Raw genomic sequence first — 15,959 nt, 5'->3', positions numbered from 1 at the left:
ATATTTACAAACGCCAAAAGTCTAACAGCGTTACAGGTTTAGAAACGAAGCGGCTATGAAGTAGCCAGACAGAAACACTCGTCCATCTTGATCAGCGCCTCAGTTAAAACTACTGTATATAAAAACAGTATTGAGGTGTGCATTATGGAATTCTACAGACCGGCAGAATTACGCGAAATTATTGCAATCCCGCTTTTCAGCGACTTAGTTCAATGCGGCTTTCCCAGCCCGGCAGCTGACTATGTCGAACAGCGTATCGATCTCAATGAGTTACTCGTTTCCCATCCCAGCTCGACGTATTTCGTAAAAGCAGCCGGTGACTCAATGATAGAGGCCGGTATCAGCGACGGTGATCTGCTGGTGGTTGATAGCTCCCGGACTGCAGAACACGGAGATATCGTAATCGCCGCGGTAGAAGGTGAGTTCACTGTTAAACGTCTGCAGCTCCGCCCGACCGTGCAACTCATTCCTATGAACAGCGCCTACAGTCCTATTGTTGTTGGCTGCGAAGACACGCTGGACGTTTTCGGCGTAGTGACTTTCATCGTCAAATCGGCGAGCTGAACATGTTCGCGCTCTGTGATGTGAATTCGTTCTACGCATCATGCGAGACGGTCTTCAGACCCGATTTAAGAGGCCGGCCGGTTGTCGTTCTCTCGAATAACGATGGCTGCGTAATTGCGCGCAGCGCCGAGGCCAAGGTGGCTGGAATTACCATGGGGGAGCCGTTCTTCAAGCAAAAGGAGTTGTTCCGCCGTGCCGGTGTTGTTTGCTTCAGCAGCAACTATGAGCTGTATGCGGATATGTCGAACCGGGTAATGACGATACTTGAGGAAATGAGCCCTCGCGTCGAAATTTACAGCATTGACGAAGCTTTTTGCGACCTGACAGGAGTGCGCAATTGCCGGGACCTGACAGAGTTTGGCAAAGAAATTCGCGCTACGGTTCTGAAGCGTACGCATCTGACTGTCGGGGTTGGTATCGCGCAGACTAAAACACTGGCCAAGCTTGCAAACCACGCCGCGAAAAAATGGCAGCGGCAGACCGGCGGGGTGGTCGATTTGTCCAATATCGATCGCCAGCGTCGGTTGTTGGCTATCGTGCCTGTAGAAGATGTATGGGGCGTAGGCAGGCGTATAAGTAAGAAGCTGAACGCCATGGGCATTAAAACGGCTCTGGACCTCTCAGAGCAAAGCACATGGATTATCCGCAAACACTTCAACGTCGTGCTGGAAAGAACAGTGCGCGAACTGCGCGGCGAGCCATGCCTCGATCTGGATGAGTTTGCTCCGGCAAAGCAGGAAATCGTCTGCAGTCGTTCATTCGGCGAACGCGTTACCGACTATGAGCAGATGCGCCAGGCTATTTGTTCCTATGCTGCCCGTGGCGCAGAAAAGCTTCGTGGGGAGCACCAATACTGCCGCTTTATCTCTGCCTTCGTGAAAACCTCTCCATTCGCGCTTAATGAGCCGTATTACGGTAACAGCTCTTCAATTAAGCTTCTCACGCCCACCCAGGATAGCCGGGACATCATTAACGCTGCAGTAAAGTGTCTGGACAAAATCTGGAAGGATGGTCATCGGTACCAGAAAGCAGGAATTATGCTCGGAGACTTCTTCAGCCAGGGAGTTGCTCAGCTAAACCTGTTCGACGAGAATGCGCCGCGAGAAGACAGTACCCAGCTGATGCAAGTGCTCGACCAACTGAATGCCAAGGGGGGAAAAGGCACGCTCTATTTTGCTGGCCAGGGCATTCAGCAGCAGTGGCAGATGAAGCGCGAAATGCTTTCGCCGCGGTATACAACTAGATATACCGATCTTCTAAGAGTCAGATGAATTTACTTGTTGCCTTGGTCCACCTTGTGCCTGAAGTTAGTAAAGGCGATTCATTCCTTGCTCACGATGCAGTTAAGTAGGGATTTAACAATATAGTATAAATTGTGAATCATAGTTATAATAGCGAAGTTGATTTTTTTAGCTTAAGGTTGGGATATGAAGTTATTCGCTGTTTTGGATATAGACCATCCAATGGTTGCCTGGGAAGTTGCCATTGGTAGAGTATTAGCAATGCCGATTATAGACAACAAAGGCCTTGAATATCCAACCCCTTCTTTATGGTTGTATAATAACATTCAATCTACTATTAAAGATAAGTTCATGAGTGATCTTCAGTCTGAGTTTTACATTGAGAAAATTCGAGCGGAAAAATTCCCTGATAAACCTTCTCGACTTAATGGTGCATTTTTCTTTGAGTCAAAGGAGGATGCCGTAAAAGCATGTAAAATGTGGGAGTGGGAGAACAAGATAGATTATATCTCTGAAGTTGATTTCAATGAAACCAGCTATGTTAAGCTAGACTCTAACTGGATTACGTTAAGAATAAGATGTTGTGAAAAGTCAGAGGTGGCTGATTTTGTTGATAAATATTACAATGGAGAGAAATTGTTTTCTGGCAACGTATTAAATGAGATTATATGCACCGGGAGTGGGAAGGTGTTGAATGCTTCACTTAGGCGAATGGCTTATAATAAAATACTCAAAAACAAACCTGACTCGTCTCTGTTACTAGCCCTTGGGATTAGTTGCTATGCGCAAGATCCAATAAAATACCGAGACATTGTTAGAGTTACTCCATTTATAAATAGAACTACTGAGGGGAATGTTGTAGGGTCATTTATAACAAATCTTCAACATGTTAATGAAGACCAGGAAGGAATAGGGAAATTGGCAAAACGATACATACACAATAATGGACGGACATTAATTCTTCCCGGTCTAAATAAACTTGGCGTCCCTCTTGAAATAAGAAGACCAATAAATGAGGAAACACTTTTTTCACTTTGTGATTTAACTCCTGATTTTTTTGAAATATCGGAAAAAGATTTTATTGCTATGGTGTCCTAAACTAGGATTATGTCTGCTCATTGCTTCAAAGAGGGCGTATTGTCTATTTATTAGCATTTAGCGTACTGCCTCGATTAACTCTGAACCTTGATTTTTTACGTTTCCAACAGCCCGTGTCACGGCGTGCCAGATAAACTTGTCGGCTGGCACAGAACCATCAGCGATAATCTCTTCCGCTTCTTTCCCGCCAACGTCCTGACGCATCCATTCCCGGGCCGCTTCTGGCGACAGAACCAAAGGCCGGCGGTCGTGAATGTCGACCAGGCCTTTATCTGCTGCAGACGTCACAATCAGGAAGCCTTCCGCTTCGTCACCGCGTTCGAACGGCGTGCTGCCAATCGCCGCCATGAATATTGGCTGACCGTCGGCCCGGTGGATGAAGTAGGGCTGTTTCTTGTCGCCTTCCTTCTTCCATTCAAACCATCCATCAGCGAAGCAGATAGCCCGGCCATGTTGCCAGAGAGGTTTGAACATTCTGCTAGTGGCAGCCGTCTCGACGCGCGCGTTAATCAATGGCGGTTTATCCCACCACCCGGGCGCGTAGCCCCAGAAAACAGGATCGAGATGAAGCTGCTCGTCGCGTTCGCTCAACAACAGGACTTTGGTACCTGGCGCCACGTTGTAACGTCCAATGGGTTCCGGGTCATATGCGATTTCGCGATCGCCTTCGTCGGCCAAGTAAGCCAGATATTCTTCACGGGTTTGTGCTTGTGCAAAACGTCCACACATAGAAACCTCCAGCCTGATGTCAGACTGAAAGTATAGGGCAGGGAGAAAAAACAGGTGCGCACCGAAACTTTATGATTTTGAAACAGGGGCATGATGATGGAAGTCAGGGAGGCGGTAAAGCGGATCGTTGACAAACTGGAAGGAGCTACGCAAAAGCGTGAATTTTGGGGGCATTTTTGGGGGCAAAATCGTGTTTGGGGCGTGTTCTGGGGCGAAAAAATAGCCGCTATTTGCCGCTATTCCCCAGACATAATTTTTTCAAGTAACTGATTTTAATGCAAACCCCTGAAAGGATGATGTTTAAAAAAATGTTGGATAAAGCACCTGAATTAATGGATTAACGTGTCAGCCAGCTGATTTGAACTGGCTCACCATACAAGATTGTTCAATAATGCCCGTCGCGCGTTGTTAACCAGTGGTTGTGGTATGAAAAAGACAATTTTTTCGTTGGCACTTGGCACGTTTGGCCTGGGAATGGCTGAATTTGGCATTATGGGCGTATTAACTGAACTGGCCCATGACACCGGAATTTCAATTCCCGCCGCCGGGAATATGATTTCGTTTTACGCCTTTGGTGTGGTGATTGGTGCCCCGATTGTGGCGCTGTTCTCAGGCAAATTTTCGTTAAAATCCACGCTGTTGTTTCTGGTGGTGCTGTGTGCCGTCGGTAATGCAATTTTTACCTTTTCTACGTCGTATGCCTGGCTGGCGATAGGGCGGCTGATTTCCGGTTTTCCGCACGGCGCCATTTTTGGCGTCGGGGCGATTATTCTCTCGAGAATTGCGCCTCCCGGGAAGGTGACGGTCGCCGTGGCGGGCATGATAGCCGGCATGACGGTTGCCAATCTGGTGGGCGTACCGCTGGGCACCTGGCTGGGTCATGAATTCAGCTGGCGCTATACCTTTTTCCTGATTGCCCTGTTTGATGCTCTGGTGATCATCTCGGTACTGGTCTGGGTGCCGCACATCCATGATCGCTCCGAAATCAAATTGACCGCGCAATTTTCCTTTCTGAAAAAACCGGAGCCGTGGCTGATTTTTGCCGCCACCATGTTTGGCAATGCTGGCGTGTTTGCGTGGTTCAGCTTCGTCAAACCGTTTATGGTCAATGTCTCTGGCTTCTCCGAAGGCGTCATGACGGTCATCATGATGCTGATGGGGCTGGGTATGGTGTTAGGTAATCTCCTGAGCGGGAAATTATCGGGCCGCTTCAGTCCGCTGCGTATTGCCGCCACCACCGACATGGTCATTGTCGCGTCACTGCTGTTGCTATTCGCCTTTGGGGAACATAAAACGGCGTCGCTGGTGATGGGCTTTATCTGCTGCGCCGGGCTGTTTGCACTCTCTGCGCCGCTGCAGATCCTTCTCCTGCAAAATGCGAAGGGCGGTGAGATGCTGGGTGCCGCAGGCGGACAGATGGCATTTAACCTCGGCAGTGCGATAGGGGCGTATTTTGGCGGGATGATGATCACGCTTGGCTTTAGCTGGAGCTATGTCACGCTGCCAGCGGCTGTGCTCTCATTCTCAGCCATGAGTTCACTGCTGATCTACGCACACCTTCGGGCCAGAAAGGCAGACGCCGGTTCGCTCGCTTCCGCACGTTGAACCGCGCCGGTAAGGCGCGGTAGAAGGGCGCTAGACAAATTTCGCCAACGGATCGGCAGCGGCAAACGCCACGGCTTTGTCCGCTGCTGGCGGGTAGATAAGTTCATTGGTTATGGCGATTTTGATTTTCTTTGCGTCATCACGCACCGATTTGACGGCCTGGTCCCACCCTTCAGTGTAAACGGCACCCCAGGCACCCAGGTCCAGACAGGTCACGTAGTTAACCTGGCGGTAAGGATAAGGCGTGCGATTCAACAGGCTGGCTGCCGCGTTGTGGCCGGCAAATTTACCCAACTGGATCGCGTGCTGGCAGGTCATTAGCGCCGTGTTCCCCATCTCGTCCGTTCTGGCGTAGGCCATATCTCCCGTCGCGTACACGTCCGGATGAGCCGGAACTTGCAGCGTTTCTGTCACTTTCAGACGCCCCTGGTTATCGCGTTCGCCGTTAATCTGTTGTCCAAGCGGGTTTGCTTCAACGCCTGCTGTCCAGACTACGGTGGCAGCGGGGATACGTTCGCCGTTTTTCAGCGTTACGCCGTTCGCATCGATGGCCTCAATTTCACTGTTCAGACGCCACTCAATCCCCAGTTCCTGGCTCGCGTCTTCAATGGTGTTACGCAATGCTTCACTGTATCGTCCGCCAATGACATGACCCCTTTCAACTACGATGACTCTTGTCGCCGTATCATCACCGAAGCGAGCGCGCAGTCGGGCAGGAAGCTCGGTTGCCAGTTCAATGCCGGTAAAACCGCCGCCACAGACAACCACGGTATTGCGCGCAGCGGTGGAAGGGCGCGAGACCAGGGAGTCAAGATGCTGCTCAAAGGTCTGTGCGGATTCAAGCTGATCGATATCAAAGGCGTACTCAGCCAGCCCGGCAATCGGTGGACGCTTGCTCTGACTGCCGGTGGCCAGCACTAACCGCTCGTAACTCACTGCGGCAGTTACGCCATTCGCATCACGATAGAAAACACTTTTCCCTTTTATATCAATGGATTCTGCTTTACCGGCGATAAAATCAATACCCAATTCAGCGAACAGTCCGGTCAGCGGCGAGACCAGCGACGTCACGTTCTCTTCATAGAAGCGCGGGCGAACACGCAACTCAGGGGCGGGTGCCAGCACGGCGATCTTCAGGCTGTTATTGCCCTCCAGCGCATTCAGACGCGCGGCACTGACGGCAGCCCACATGCCGGAAAAACCACTGCCCACAATTAAAATCTGCTTTTTCATCTTCGATCCTTTTGATCATCACGCTGTATACCTGACATAACTGCAACTATACTTTCCGTAGTTAACTGCGACAACTTCTTTCTGAGTTAAATTTTAATGCTGCATAAAATCAGCATGTTAATGAAAAAGGGGAGGGTAGTTGTGATTGTGGGCAATAACGCCGTTATAATGACCCAGATAAATAACTTCGGAGTTAACCATGGCGTTTTACAGTTCCGGTGTGGAATACGGCATTCACAGCCTGATGTGCATGGTGGATGCAAAAGGCAATGAGCGTGAGATGAGCGTCCGGGAAATGGCCGCCTTGCAGGGGGTGCCGTATGATTACCTGGGAAAAATCTTCACCCGTTTGTCACGTGCCGGGCTGGTGAGCAGCACGGAAGGTAAGGGCGGCGGGTTTAAACTGGCGCGCCCGGCGGAGTTGATCACCGTACTGGATGTGGCGCACGCCATTGACGGTGAGAAGAACATGTTTGAGTGTCGAGAGGTGCGTCAGCGGCTGGCGGTGTTTAATGAAACGCCTCCTGCCTGGGTGTGCAATGGCCCGTGTGGCGTACGTTCGGTCATGGACAGCGCACAGCAACGGATGGAAGAGGAGTTAGCGCGACATACCATTCTCGATCTGGCGCGCAAGATGTACCGCAAAGCGCCGGATACCTTTCAGATTGAGGTTCAGGAGTGGATTTCTGACCGGCGATCGTCGTAGTGAAATGCCGGGTAAGGCAAAACCGCCCCCCGGCAACCGGCGATTAAGAGCGTAAATCAATCACCATACGACCGCGGATTTGACCCTGCTCCATCTCTTTAAAGATGGCATTGATATCTTCCAGCGGACGCATTGTCACTTTTGGCACCACTTTGCCCTCTGCCGCAAACTGGAATGCCTCCATCAGGTCCTGACGGGTTCCCACCAGCGATCCGACGACCTGAATGCCGTCCAGAACCAGGCGTGGAATATCCAGGCTCATCGCTTCCGGCGGCAGGCCCACGGCGACCACGCGGCCACCGGCACGCACGGCATCCACCGCTGAGTTGAAGGCTGCTTTTGCCACGGCAGTTACCACCGCGGCATGTGCGCCTCCGGTTTTCTCCTGAACAATTTTCGCTGCATCTTCGCTGCGAGAGTTAATGGTTAAATCTGCCCCCATGCTCGCGGCCAGTTTCAGCTGTTCATCGTTCACATCAATGGCGATGACCTTGGCGTTGAATACGTTTTTAGCGTACTGCAGCGCAAGGTTACCCAGACCACCAAGACCGTAAATCGCAATCCACTGGCCCGGCTTAATGTGGGACACTTTTACCGCTTTGTAGGTGGTGACCCCCGCGCAGGTGATGCTGCTCGCCGCTGCGGACTCCAGACCGTCCGGCACTTTTACCGCATAATCGGCGGTCACGATGCACTCTTCAGCCATCCCACCGTCAACGGAATAACCCGCGTTTTTCACATCCCGGCACAGGGTTTCGTTGCCGGTATTACAGTATTCGCAGTGTCCACAGCCTTCAAAAAACCATGCCACGCTCGCACGGTCGCCAATTTTCAGCGAGTTGACGCCTGGGCCAATCTCTTTAACGATCCCTATTCCTTCGTGACCCAGGATCACCCCGGTCTTATCGCCGAAATCACCGTTCTTCACGTGAAGATCGGTATGACATACGCCGCAGCATTCCATCTTCAGCAGGGCTTCTCCATGCTTAAGCGGACGTAATGATTTTTCGGTGACATTGACCTGATGATCCTGAGTGACAACAGCAGCCTTCATATGTTTCTCCTTGTTCATGATGAGATTCTGCATAGCAGGTGTACTACTTCTTAAGGATTAATACTTAGGCGCGTTAATGCAAGGTGGCAGCAACATAATGTCATCATTTGATTCGATTTCGGATTAAGAATACAGCGATCCTCTAATAATCAGGGGGGGCGTTCAGGGGCAGAGCGGCCCGGCGAGCGTCTCGCCGGGCGCGGACTTACAGTTTTGCTTCTATCGCCTCAATCTCCTGGCGCCATTGCGCCTGCAACTGCGGCTTCTGGTGCTTCGGTTTGCGGGCCAGGTCTTCCTCCAGCAATGTCTCCAGCGCGATCAGCCGTTCAAGCAGGTCGTCAAACTGCGAAGGGCGATCGTGCTGTTGTTTCGGTGAACACGGCGATGTTATCAGGCCTGCACTTTCACGCAGCCGTTCAAAGACCGCTTCGGCGTCATGCCATTCACTCAACCTGCCGTCCTCAATCAGCCAGAAACGGTTACAGCTTTGGCTGATTAATTGACGGTCATGGCTGACCAGCAGCACGCCACCTTCAAATTGCTGCAGGGTTTCCGTCAGCGCCTCTTTGCCTTCCATGTCCAGATGGTTGGTTGGTTCATCCAGCATCAGCAGGCTATAGCGCGCTAACGTCAGGCCAACAAACAGCAGGCGAGATCGTTCTCCACCGCTGAGCGTACTGACTTTCTGACCGTGACGTGGCCACGCAAAGCCGGCACCGATCAGGGCCATCTTGCGATTCTGCGGATCGGGGGCAAACGGCTCCAGTGCGTCGAACAGCGATGCATCGTCCGGGAGCTGGTTCAGCGTCTGGTCATAATAGCCAGGCGATACGCGTGGATGGAGTTTCAGCCCATCGTCAGCCTGCTCGCCGCGAAAATGCCGCCAGATCAGCTTCATCAGGGATGATTTACCGCAGCCGTTACGTCCAACGATGGCCACGCGATCGCCGCTTTTGAGACGCGCGATGTCAATATTAAACAGCGCAGGCAGCCCGGGCGCCGGCGGCACCGCGAGGTTTTCCAGCTCCAGCAGACGGTCGGCCCGTAGCGCGTCGCCGCGCAGGGTTAATGTCCACTGACTTCCCGCCGTGACCTCCGTCTGGCTCTCTTTCAGCCGTTCAACCTGCTTTTCCATCTGTTTCGCTTTGCGGGCCAGGTCTTCGTTGTCGTAGACTTTGCCCCAGGTCGCCAGTCTTTTTGCGCTGGCCGCGACGCGGTCGATCTCCTTTTGTTCTGCCTTGTGGCGCTGCGCATCACTTTCGTCTTTCGCATCCAGCGCTTTGCGTGCGGCGGTGCAAGGAAGGGCAAAGTAATGCAGCATCTTATCGCGCAGGATCCAGCTGCCGTTGGTTACGGCATCCAGCAGTTGCCTGTCATGTGAAACCAGCACAAAGCTGCCTGACCAGGCCTGTAAAAACTGCTCCAGCCAGAGCATGGTGGGTAAATCGAGGTGGTTACTCGGTTCATCCAGCAGCAGCAGGTCCGGCGCATTAATCAAAGCCCGCGCCAGCAGCAGGCGCGTATGTTGCCCGCCGCTCAAGGTTGCCGAGGTTAATGTCCAGTCCTGCGGCGTAAAGCCCATACTCGCCAGCAGCGTTTCCGCTTTCCAGCGCAGGCTCTCGCGTTCAGCCGCAGGCAGTTGTGCCAGCACGGCATCCAGCATGCTCAGGGGATAAATCCCGTCCGGCAGGTGTTGTTCTACGCGCGCCATGATGCAGTGTCCGGCCAGCGCGACCGTTCCGGCGGCGGGCGTGTCCGTACCGTCCAGCACCTTCAGCAGCGTGCTTTTACCGCAGCCGTTGTCGCCCAGCAGACCGATGCGATCGCCTTTTTTCAGCGTAAAGGAGAGAGAGTCGAAGAGCGTACCAAACGCCGTATCAACACGAAGAGATTGTGCAGTGAGTAAAGTGCTCATTGTTGCTTACCCAAGAGTTACAGGCATGTTTATGCCTCGTCAAACATCGCTGACGATAACTCAGTAAGCCCGAGAGAAGGGATTTAGGGGTTGGTGTCTTCGCTCAAGCAGAAGTTATCGCAGCACGATACCGATAACGCTTGAGCTGGTGCGATCACCAAATGTATGTGAAACATTGAAAATTTCACAGTACAGCATAATTGGCCTCCTTATATATTCAGTAGGTTAATGGATGAAGGCAGTGTAGCGGGGATTTTACGGCCCGGCAAGCGCGGGCAGAATGGCAGGCCGGGAGGCATGATTGCCTGACCCGGCCTGTTCTTTAGATAGACGTTCTGCGATAGCTGCGGTATTCCGGCATCCAGAAGTTGTCGTCAATGGCCTGCTGCAGCGCATCGGCGGAGGTTTTCACCGCCACGCCTTGCTGCTGTGCCATTTTTCCTACTGCGAAAGCGATCGCGCGGGACACCTTATGAATGTCTTTCAGCTCTGGTAACACCAGGCCTTCACCGTTATTCACCAGCGGTGAGTGTTTCGCCAGGGTTTCGCTGGCGGACATCAGCATTTCATCGGTAATGCGTGACGCACCGGACGCGATAACCCCCAGACCAATCCCCGGGAAGATGTAGGAGTTGTTGCACTGGGCGATCGGATAGGTTTTATCCTTCCACACCACCGGGTCGAACGGACTGCCGGTTGCCACCAGTGCGTTACCTTCGGTCCAGGCGATGATGTCCTGCGGCGTTGCTTCTACACGGGAAGTCGGGTTAGAGAGCGGCATCACGATAGGGCGTTCGCAGTGCTTGTGCATTTCGCGAATAATCTCTTCGGTGAAGAGACCGGTTTGCCCGGAAACGCCGATAAGAATGTCCGGCTTCACGTTGCGCACCACGTCCAGCAGGGAGAGCACCTCGTTGTCGGTATCCCAGTTTTTCAGGTTCTCGCGTTTCTGAACCAGTCGGGTCTGGAACGGCAGGAGGTTAGGCATACCGTCGGTCAGCAGGCCGAAACGGTCAACCATATAGACGCGGGAACGGGCCAGTTCTTCACTCAAGCCCTCGCGCTGCGTCTGAGCAATAATCTGCTCGGCAATACCGCAGCCCGCAGAGCCTGCCCCCAGGAAGACGATTTTCTGGTAGCTCAACTGGCTGCCTGCCGCACGGCTGGCGGCGATCAGCGTCCCAACGGTCACGGCGGCGGTGCCCTGAATGTCGTCGTTGAATGAACAGATGTCATCGCGGTAGCGGTTCAGCAGCGGCATGGCGTTCTTCTGCGCAAAGTCTTCAAACTGCAGCAGCACGTTCGGCCAGCGTGCCTTAACGGCCTGGATAAAATCATCAACAAACTGATAATACTCATCGTCGGTAATGCGCGGATGACGCCAGCCCATGTACAGCGGATCGTTGAGCAGCTGCTGGTTGTTGGTACCCACATCCAGCACTACCGGCAGGGTGTACGCCGGGCTGATACCCCCACAGGCGGTGTACAGGGAGAGCTTACCGATTGGGATCCCCATTCCGCCAATGCCCTGATCCCCGAGGCCGAGAATACGTTCTCCGTCAGTCACAACAATGACCTTGATGTTGTGGTTCGGCACGTTCTGCAGAATATCGTCCATATTGTGACGGTTCTGATAAGAGATGAATACGCCGCGGGAGCGACGGTAGATCTCAGAGAAACGTTCACACGCCGCACCCACCGTTGGGGTGTAGATCACCGGCATCATCTCTTCGAGGTGGTTCTGAACCAGGCGATAGAAGAGGGTTTCATTGGTGTCCTGAATGTTACGCAGGTAGATGTGCTTGTCGATTTCAGTCTTGAAACCCTGATACTGGATCCACGCACGTTCAGCCTGTTCTTCAATGGTTTCCACCACTTCGGGCAGCAGACCAAGCAGGTTGAAGTTGCTGCGCTCTTCCATGCTGAAGGCGCTGCCTTTGTTGAGCAGGGGGAATTCCAGTAAAACCGGACCGGCATAAGGGATATATAAGGAACGATGTTTTTTCAGTTTGTTGTCCATGTCACTCACTCTTTTTTTGAAGATCCGTCCCTGACACTGCTGTTTGTCATCTTTCTGGCCTGTGCGGTGGGGTGCGGTCAGGCGGTATTATAAAGGAGCTAAATGTTAATTACCGCAACACATAAACAAAAACACCATCGGTTTTGCCGATGGTGTTCAGGATCTCTTACTGGAACTTACTTGCCAGCGTGGCGTTTTCTGCCGGTGGCATGGGTGACTTGCGTTTCACTGTCGCCCTCAATCACCACTTTACGTTGGTTAGAAAGCTTGTAGTTCAGTCCCAGAATATGGCGTGCCTGACGGTTCGATTTCATATTTACTCCTCAATCCTGTTGATAGTTTTAAGGACAAGTTTGCTTACGCAAACGAAATGTAACCCCTTAGGTTGCAGATCCAGCTTAGCAGGTTTTTACAAAGAGGCATTCTGTCCACTGACCACGTAGTTAATGGTCTGTTGGTAGATGTCACTGAGGATGTCATTGTCTGTGGATTCCACCCATTTGGTCAGTTCCATCAAAATGTCATCTTCAGTCACAGCACCGTGTTCGGCGTGAAGACCCTGTGCGATCGCGTTAACGAGTTCAGGTTGTGCTGCTGCAGTATTTGCCGGGTAATAAGTAAACATGCTGCCTCCGTGTCGTTGTCTGTGTAATGGTACGGCTCGCAAAAAATGTAATTCACAAACAGAATGGCAAATATTTTCCTTGCTGTGTCTAAGATTCATCTTAGAAATAAAAATGACATAAGTGCATGCTTTTAGACACTTTTAGAAATGGAGGAATAATGACAGGGGACGAGGGGGAATATTTTGATGCTGCTCCTGCTATCCGAGAAAATAGCAGGAGCAGAGATTAATTTACCATTTCATTTCGCCGGTATTCACTTTCGCACTTAATTCCAGCGAGCTCTCTTCGGCCAGGCCCGGATACGCTTTTTTCATGGCGCTAATGACGCCAGCAGAATCTTTGTGATTAGCCAGCGTCTGCTCGAACCGCTGCAGATATTCACGGGTAAAATCGATAGCGCCGGTACCTGACGGTGGCGTCCCCAGATAGTGACCCGGGATCACGCGCTCAGGTTTGTGCGCCGCCATGTTTTCCAGCGTGTCCTGCCACTGCTGGCGACGTGCGCGGGTCTGGGTATCGGCCGTCCACAGATGGATGCCCCATGAAACGCCCGTGCCGCCAAGAATCGTCTTCGCTGATGGGATCCAGACATAGGCCGCGTAGCTGTCTGGCTGTTCAATATCGATTTTCTCACCATCAACCATAAACGTGGTGGAGGTCAGCACCTGGGGAACGATCAGCGTTGTTGGCGCGCCGTCTTTCATCTGTGGGCCCCAGAAGGCCAGCTTGGCATCTTTGGTGGCCTTGATATGGTCAACCACCTGCTGAGTCGCCACGACTTTCGCATTCGGGAACGCTTTAACCAGCGGCTGCAGACCAAAGTAGAAGTCCGGATCGCCGGAGGTGATCACAATCTTGTTCAGGGTTTTACCGCTGCGGCGAATTTTCTCCACCAGTGCTTCACCGTCTTTCACGCTGAACTGCGCGTCAAACAGGACGGCCTCTTTCGGGCCAGACACCAGCGTCGACGAGACCGCAAAGATGCCTTTCTCCTGCGGGTTCCAGGTATCAATGGTCAACGGTGCGGCGAAGACCGCCGGCGTGAAGAGGGTGCATAGCAGTGCAAGGCGAGTGAGCTTCATCATCATGTCTCTTTTTATCAGGAAAGACCCTATTGTACCGAACTCTCCATTTGCCTGAATTCCTGAAACAAGACATGCTTAGTTTCATAAATCGAGCAAATGGAGCGTTATATGGATCGCGTTATTGCCGCACAGGTCTATAACCGGATTTGCGAGCTGGGAAGTTTGAGTGCCGCAGCCCGTGCGCTGGGCATTTCCCGGCCCATGGTAAGCCGTTATCTTGAGCAGATGGAGAAGTGGGCGGGGACCCGGCTGGTGAATCGCTCAACGCGCAAGCTGACGCTGACCGCAGCAGGGGAAAAGGTACTGCAGAAAACGCGTACCCTTTCGCAACTGTCGCAGGAGATTGAAGGCCAGTCGGAGAAAGATTTACCTTCCGGCACCTTACGGGTAGCCTGCGCGCACTTTACCGCCATGCACATGATTGCGCCGGTACTGCCCGGGCTGCTGGCGCGTTATCCGCAGCTCAGAATTGAACTGGATGTGAATAACCATCCCGTGAGTCTGGTGGGCGAGCGTATTGACGTAGCCGTGCGTATTACCGATAACCCGGAGCCGGGGATGATTGCCCGCAGGCTGGGCGAGTGCTGTTCGGTGCTTTGCGCCTCGCCGGACTATCTTGCGCAGCACGGCACGCCCGTGACGCCTGAGGATTTGGCGCAGCACAATTGCCTGCATTACAGCTTCTTCGCGGGTCAGTCGTGGCATTTTGTGACGCTGGAAGGCGAAAGCGTGAGCGTCGCGGTGAGCGGCAATCTTAGCGCCAGCATCTCGTCGTTATTGATGGACGCGGCGGTTAAACATTGCGGTATTGCAATGCTGCCCGAGCACGAAGCGCAAGGGGCGCTCGAGCAAGGGCTGCTGGTCCCGGTGCTCACAGACTTAGTGCCTAAGCCGCTCGCCATTCACGGGATTTATCAGTCGCGGGAATATCAGCCTGCGGCCCTGCGCGTCTTTCTTGATGAAATTGCAGGGCATCTGAACTGATGCCCGAGAAGTGAGCCTGTGGCTTATTTCGTCGTCAGCCAGGGCGACGTCGTGCTCCAGAAAATAATATCTGCGCCGAGATACGCTTCTGCGAACTGAACAAATTCATCTTTGGTGAAGGTCTTGCCGGTAGCCGGGTTTCGGTAGGTAAGCGTGGGCTCCTGAACGGCCATGGCGACCAGCGGCAGTTTGTTTTTATACTGGTTAAAGAACGGATAGGCATTTTTCATTTGCGCCTTGCGGTTGGGAACAATATCCGGTCCGCCAAGCCCGATATTATGGGCACTGGCGTATTCAAACAGCCGCCCCATATAATTATGATCATTGTTCCATTCACACGGCCAGAAGTTGACATATTGTACGACATGGGATTGCGTGAAAACCTTTCGCGCAAAGGCGAGGTTTTCCATTTCTCCGGCAAAATAGTTGTCGCACGAAAATCCTGTCGGCGGCTTTTTCTCATCAAGGTCAATCGCGGTTTCCGGCAAGTTCACACCGTAAACCTGGCCATCAAAACGCTTCGCCAGGGCTGCCAGTAAGGCCTGATACCGTTCACGCACGGCAGGATCCCACTGCCGGGCTACCCAGCCTGAACCTGTTGGTTTCCCTTCACCAGGGTTGTCAAACTGCGGAGAAATACCGCCGCTGTACTTCGTGTCTGCCATCAGATAATCAGGGACATACCGGGCATCTTTTTCGAAGAAGCGATCCTGAATTTGAATAAACAGCTTTTTATTACTGGCCTTCAGGCGCGCCAGGTCTCGCTCTATGGATGAGAAGTCATATCTGTTTTTCTCCGGCTCCAGTGCACGCCAGTTATAAACGATCTGCGCGCCACCGATATCACGACGGGCGATAAGCGCGGCGGCGGCATCAAGGTCACCCGAGCTGGTATAGATAAAATTCTCCGGCGTGCTGGCAAAGAGGGGTAGCGTCACGGCGAGCGTGGTCAGCGCCACGACAATCCTGGTGTTTTGCATCATAGGCCTTTCCCTTTTGATGGTTCGAAGTGATGTATCGCATCAGTGCCAACCAGAATACTCTGTGTTCCAGGACGCGTCAGATCTCTGGTCTATACTTAACCCTTTGTAAGCCAAAA

Annotated in this window: 16 protein-coding genes; 7 read left to right on the top strand and 9 right to left on the bottom strand. The window is 52.6% G+C overall.

The genetic code is table 11. The annotated features are described in order from the left end of the window. Positions 1-144 precede the first annotated feature (144 nt). The 3 genes from QLG09_RS16960 to QLG09_RS16950 all read left to right on the top strand — a co-directional run bounded on the left by QLG09_RS16960 (position 145) and on the right by QLG09_RS16950 (position 2,903). On the top strand, positions 145-564 hold the full coding sequence (locus tag QLG09_RS16960) for a translesion error-prone DNA polymerase V autoproteolytic subunit (protein WP_108648125.1): 420 nt from the start codon (positions 145-147) through the stop codon (positions 562-564). Positions 565-566: 2 nt separating this feature from the next. Beyond that, a complete protein-coding gene (locus QLG09_RS16955; protein ID WP_282489131.1) occupies positions 567-1,835 on the top strand; it encodes a Y-family DNA polymerase in 1,269 nt (422 codons plus the stop codon). A gap of 156 nt (positions 1,836-1,991) precedes the next feature. Continuing rightward, positions 1,992-2,903, top strand: a complete 912-nt coding sequence (locus tag QLG09_RS16950; RefSeq protein ID WP_282489129.1) for a hypothetical protein — start codon at positions 1,992-1,994, stop codon at positions 2,901-2,903. Between the two features lie 57 nt (positions 2,904-2,960). Here QLG09_RS16950 and QLG09_RS16945 read toward each other — a convergent pair whose 3' ends face one another. Then, on the bottom strand, positions 2,961-3,632 hold the full coding sequence (locus QLG09_RS16945; protein ID WP_282489128.1) for an SOS response-associated peptidase: 672 nt from the start codon (positions 3,630-3,632) through the stop codon (positions 2,961-2,963). Between the two features lie 90 nt (positions 3,633-3,722). Between QLG09_RS16945 and QLG09_RS16940 the strand changes: the two genes are divergently transcribed. After that, the gene (locus QLG09_RS16940) at positions 3,723-3,902 is read left to right on the top strand and encodes a hypothetical protein (protein ID WP_282489126.1); all 180 of its coding nucleotides are present in this window, start codon (positions 3,723-3,725) and stop codon (positions 3,900-3,902) included. A 156-nt stretch (positions 3,903-4,058) separates the two neighbouring features. Then, positions 4,059-5,237, top strand: a complete 1,179-nt coding sequence (gene araJ, locus QLG09_RS16935) for an MFS transporter AraJ (RefSeq protein ID WP_040017569.1) — start codon at positions 4,059-4,061, stop codon at positions 5,235-5,237. A gap of 30 nt (positions 5,238-5,267) precedes the next feature. Here the strand turns inward: araJ and QLG09_RS16930 are convergent, their stop codons facing one another. Continuing rightward, complete coding sequence (locus tag QLG09_RS16930; protein WP_063156452.1) at positions 5,268-6,470, bottom strand: NAD(P)/FAD-dependent oxidoreductase; 1,203 nt, start codon at positions 6,468-6,470, stop codon at positions 5,268-5,270. 199 nt (positions 6,471-6,669) lie between these two features. Between QLG09_RS16930 and QLG09_RS16925 the strand changes: the two genes are divergently transcribed. Beyond that, complete coding sequence (locus QLG09_RS16925; RefSeq protein ID WP_014170178.1) at positions 6,670-7,176, top strand: Rrf2 family transcriptional regulator; 507 nt, start codon at positions 6,670-6,672, stop codon at positions 7,174-7,176. A 43-nt stretch (positions 7,177-7,219) separates the two neighbouring features. On the opposite strand, the gene adhP is transcribed toward QLG09_RS16925, so the two are convergent. From adhP to QLG09_RS16895, 6 genes are all read right to left on the bottom strand, one after another. Next, a complete protein-coding gene (gene adhP / locus QLG09_RS16920; RefSeq protein WP_025204137.1) occupies positions 7,220-8,230 on the bottom strand; it encodes an alcohol dehydrogenase AdhP in 1,011 nt (336 codons plus the stop codon). A 205-nt stretch (positions 8,231-8,435) separates the two neighbouring features. Continuing rightward, a complete protein-coding gene (locus tag QLG09_RS16915) occupies positions 8,436-10,145 on the bottom strand; it encodes an ABC-F family ATP-binding cassette domain-containing protein (RefSeq protein WP_047744698.1) in 1,710 nt (569 codons plus the stop codon). 322 nt (positions 10,146-10,467) lie between these two features. Further along, positions 10,468-12,165: an NAD-dependent malic enzyme gene (locus QLG09_RS16910; RefSeq protein WP_063214386.1), complete on the bottom strand. Its 1,698-nt coding sequence runs from the start codon at positions 12,163-12,165 to the stop codon at positions 10,468-10,470. Between the two features lie 176 nt (positions 12,166-12,341). After that, positions 12,342-12,479 carry a stationary-phase-induced ribosome-associated protein gene (gene sra, locus QLG09_RS16905; RefSeq protein WP_013096533.1) on the bottom strand — a complete coding sequence of 46 codons (138 nt, stop codon included), beginning with the start codon at positions 12,477-12,479 and terminating at the stop codon, positions 12,342-12,344. A gap of 95 nt (positions 12,480-12,574) precedes the next feature. Continuing rightward, complete coding sequence (bdm, locus tag QLG09_RS16900; RefSeq protein ID WP_020884080.1) at positions 12,575-12,790, bottom strand: biofilm-dependent modulation protein; 216 nt, start codon at positions 12,788-12,790, stop codon at positions 12,575-12,577. Positions 12,791-13,021: 231 nt separating this feature from the next. Continuing rightward, the gene (locus QLG09_RS16895; protein WP_025204138.1) at positions 13,022-13,873 is read right to left on the bottom strand and encodes a Vmh family MBL fold metallo-hydrolase; all 852 of its coding nucleotides are present in this window, start codon (positions 13,871-13,873) and stop codon (positions 13,022-13,024) included. A gap of 111 nt (positions 13,874-13,984) precedes the next feature. Here QLG09_RS16895 and QLG09_RS16890 point away from each other — a divergent pair, with 111 nt between their 5' ends. Then, complete coding sequence (locus QLG09_RS16890; protein ID WP_025204139.1) at positions 13,985-14,860, top strand: LysR family transcriptional regulator; 876 nt, start codon at positions 13,985-13,987, stop codon at positions 14,858-14,860. Between the two features lie 23 nt (positions 14,861-14,883). On the opposite strand, the gene QLG09_RS16885 is transcribed toward QLG09_RS16890, so the two are convergent. Further along, positions 14,884-15,843: a hypothetical protein gene (locus tag QLG09_RS16885; RefSeq protein ID WP_282489125.1), complete on the bottom strand. Its 960-nt coding sequence runs from the start codon at positions 15,841-15,843 to the stop codon at positions 14,884-14,886. Between the last annotated feature and the right edge of the window lie 116 nt (positions 15,844-15,959).

Origin of the sequence: Enterobacter sp. V89_11, assembly GCF_029967775.1 — a bacterium.
Classification (GTDB): Bacteria; Pseudomonadota; Gammaproteobacteria; order Enterobacterales; family Enterobacteriaceae; genus Enterobacter; species Enterobacter ludwigii.
The sequence above is the reverse complement of the archived record's forward strand: the minus strand, read 5'-3'. Positions and strand labels throughout refer to the sequence as shown.

Coding starts and splice junctions, on each gene's coding strand:
- araJ (WP_040017569.1), top strand. CDS start 4,059: ATGAAAAAGACAATTTTTTCGTTGGCACTTGGCACGTTTGGCCTGGGA.
- QLG09_RS16945 (WP_282489128.1), bottom strand. CDS start 3,632: ATGTGTGGACGTTTTGCACAAGCACAAACCCGTGAAGAATATCTGGCT.
- sra (WP_013096533.1), bottom strand. CDS start 12,479: ATGAAATCGAACCGTCAGGCACGCCATATTCTGGGACTGAACTACAAG.
- QLG09_RS16955 (WP_282489131.1), top strand. CDS start 567: ATGTTCGCGCTCTGTGATGTGAATTCGTTCTACGCATCATGCGAGACG.
- QLG09_RS16925 (WP_014170178.1), top strand. CDS start 6,670: ATGGCGTTTTACAGTTCCGGTGTGGAATACGGCATTCACAGCCTGATG.
- QLG09_RS16930 (WP_063156452.1), bottom strand. CDS start 6,470: ATGAAAAAGCAGATTTTAATTGTGGGCAGTGGTTTTTCCGGCATGTGG.
- QLG09_RS16890 (WP_025204139.1), top strand. CDS start 13,985: ATGGATCGCGTTATTGCCGCACAGGTCTATAACCGGATTTGCGAGCTG.
- QLG09_RS16885 (WP_282489125.1), bottom strand. CDS start 15,843: ATGATGCAAAACACCAGGATTGTCGTGGCGCTGACCACGCTCGCCGTG.
- QLG09_RS16895 (WP_025204138.1), bottom strand. CDS start 13,873: ATGAAGCTCACTCGCCTTGCACTGCTATGCACCCTCTTCACGCCGGCG.
- QLG09_RS16915 (WP_047744698.1), bottom strand. CDS start 10,145: ATGAGCACTTTACTCACTGCACAATCTCTTCGTGTTGATACGGCGTTT.
- QLG09_RS16940 (WP_282489126.1), top strand. CDS start 3,723: ATGATGATGGAAGTCAGGGAGGCGGTAAAGCGGATCGTTGACAAACTG.
- bdm (WP_020884080.1), bottom strand. CDS start 12,790: ATGTTTACTTATTACCCGGCAAATACTGCAGCAGCACAACCTGAACTC.
- QLG09_RS16910 (WP_063214386.1), bottom strand. CDS start 12,165: ATGGACAACAAACTGAAAAAACATCGTTCCTTATATATCCCTTATGCC.
- QLG09_RS16950 (WP_282489129.1), top strand. CDS start 1,992: ATGAAGTTATTCGCTGTTTTGGATATAGACCATCCAATGGTTGCCTGG.
- QLG09_RS16960 (WP_108648125.1), top strand. CDS start 145: ATGGAATTCTACAGACCGGCAGAATTACGCGAAATTATTGCAATCCCG.
- adhP (WP_025204137.1), bottom strand. CDS start 8,230: ATGAAGGCTGCTGTTGTCACTCAGGATCATCAGGTCAATGTCACCGAA.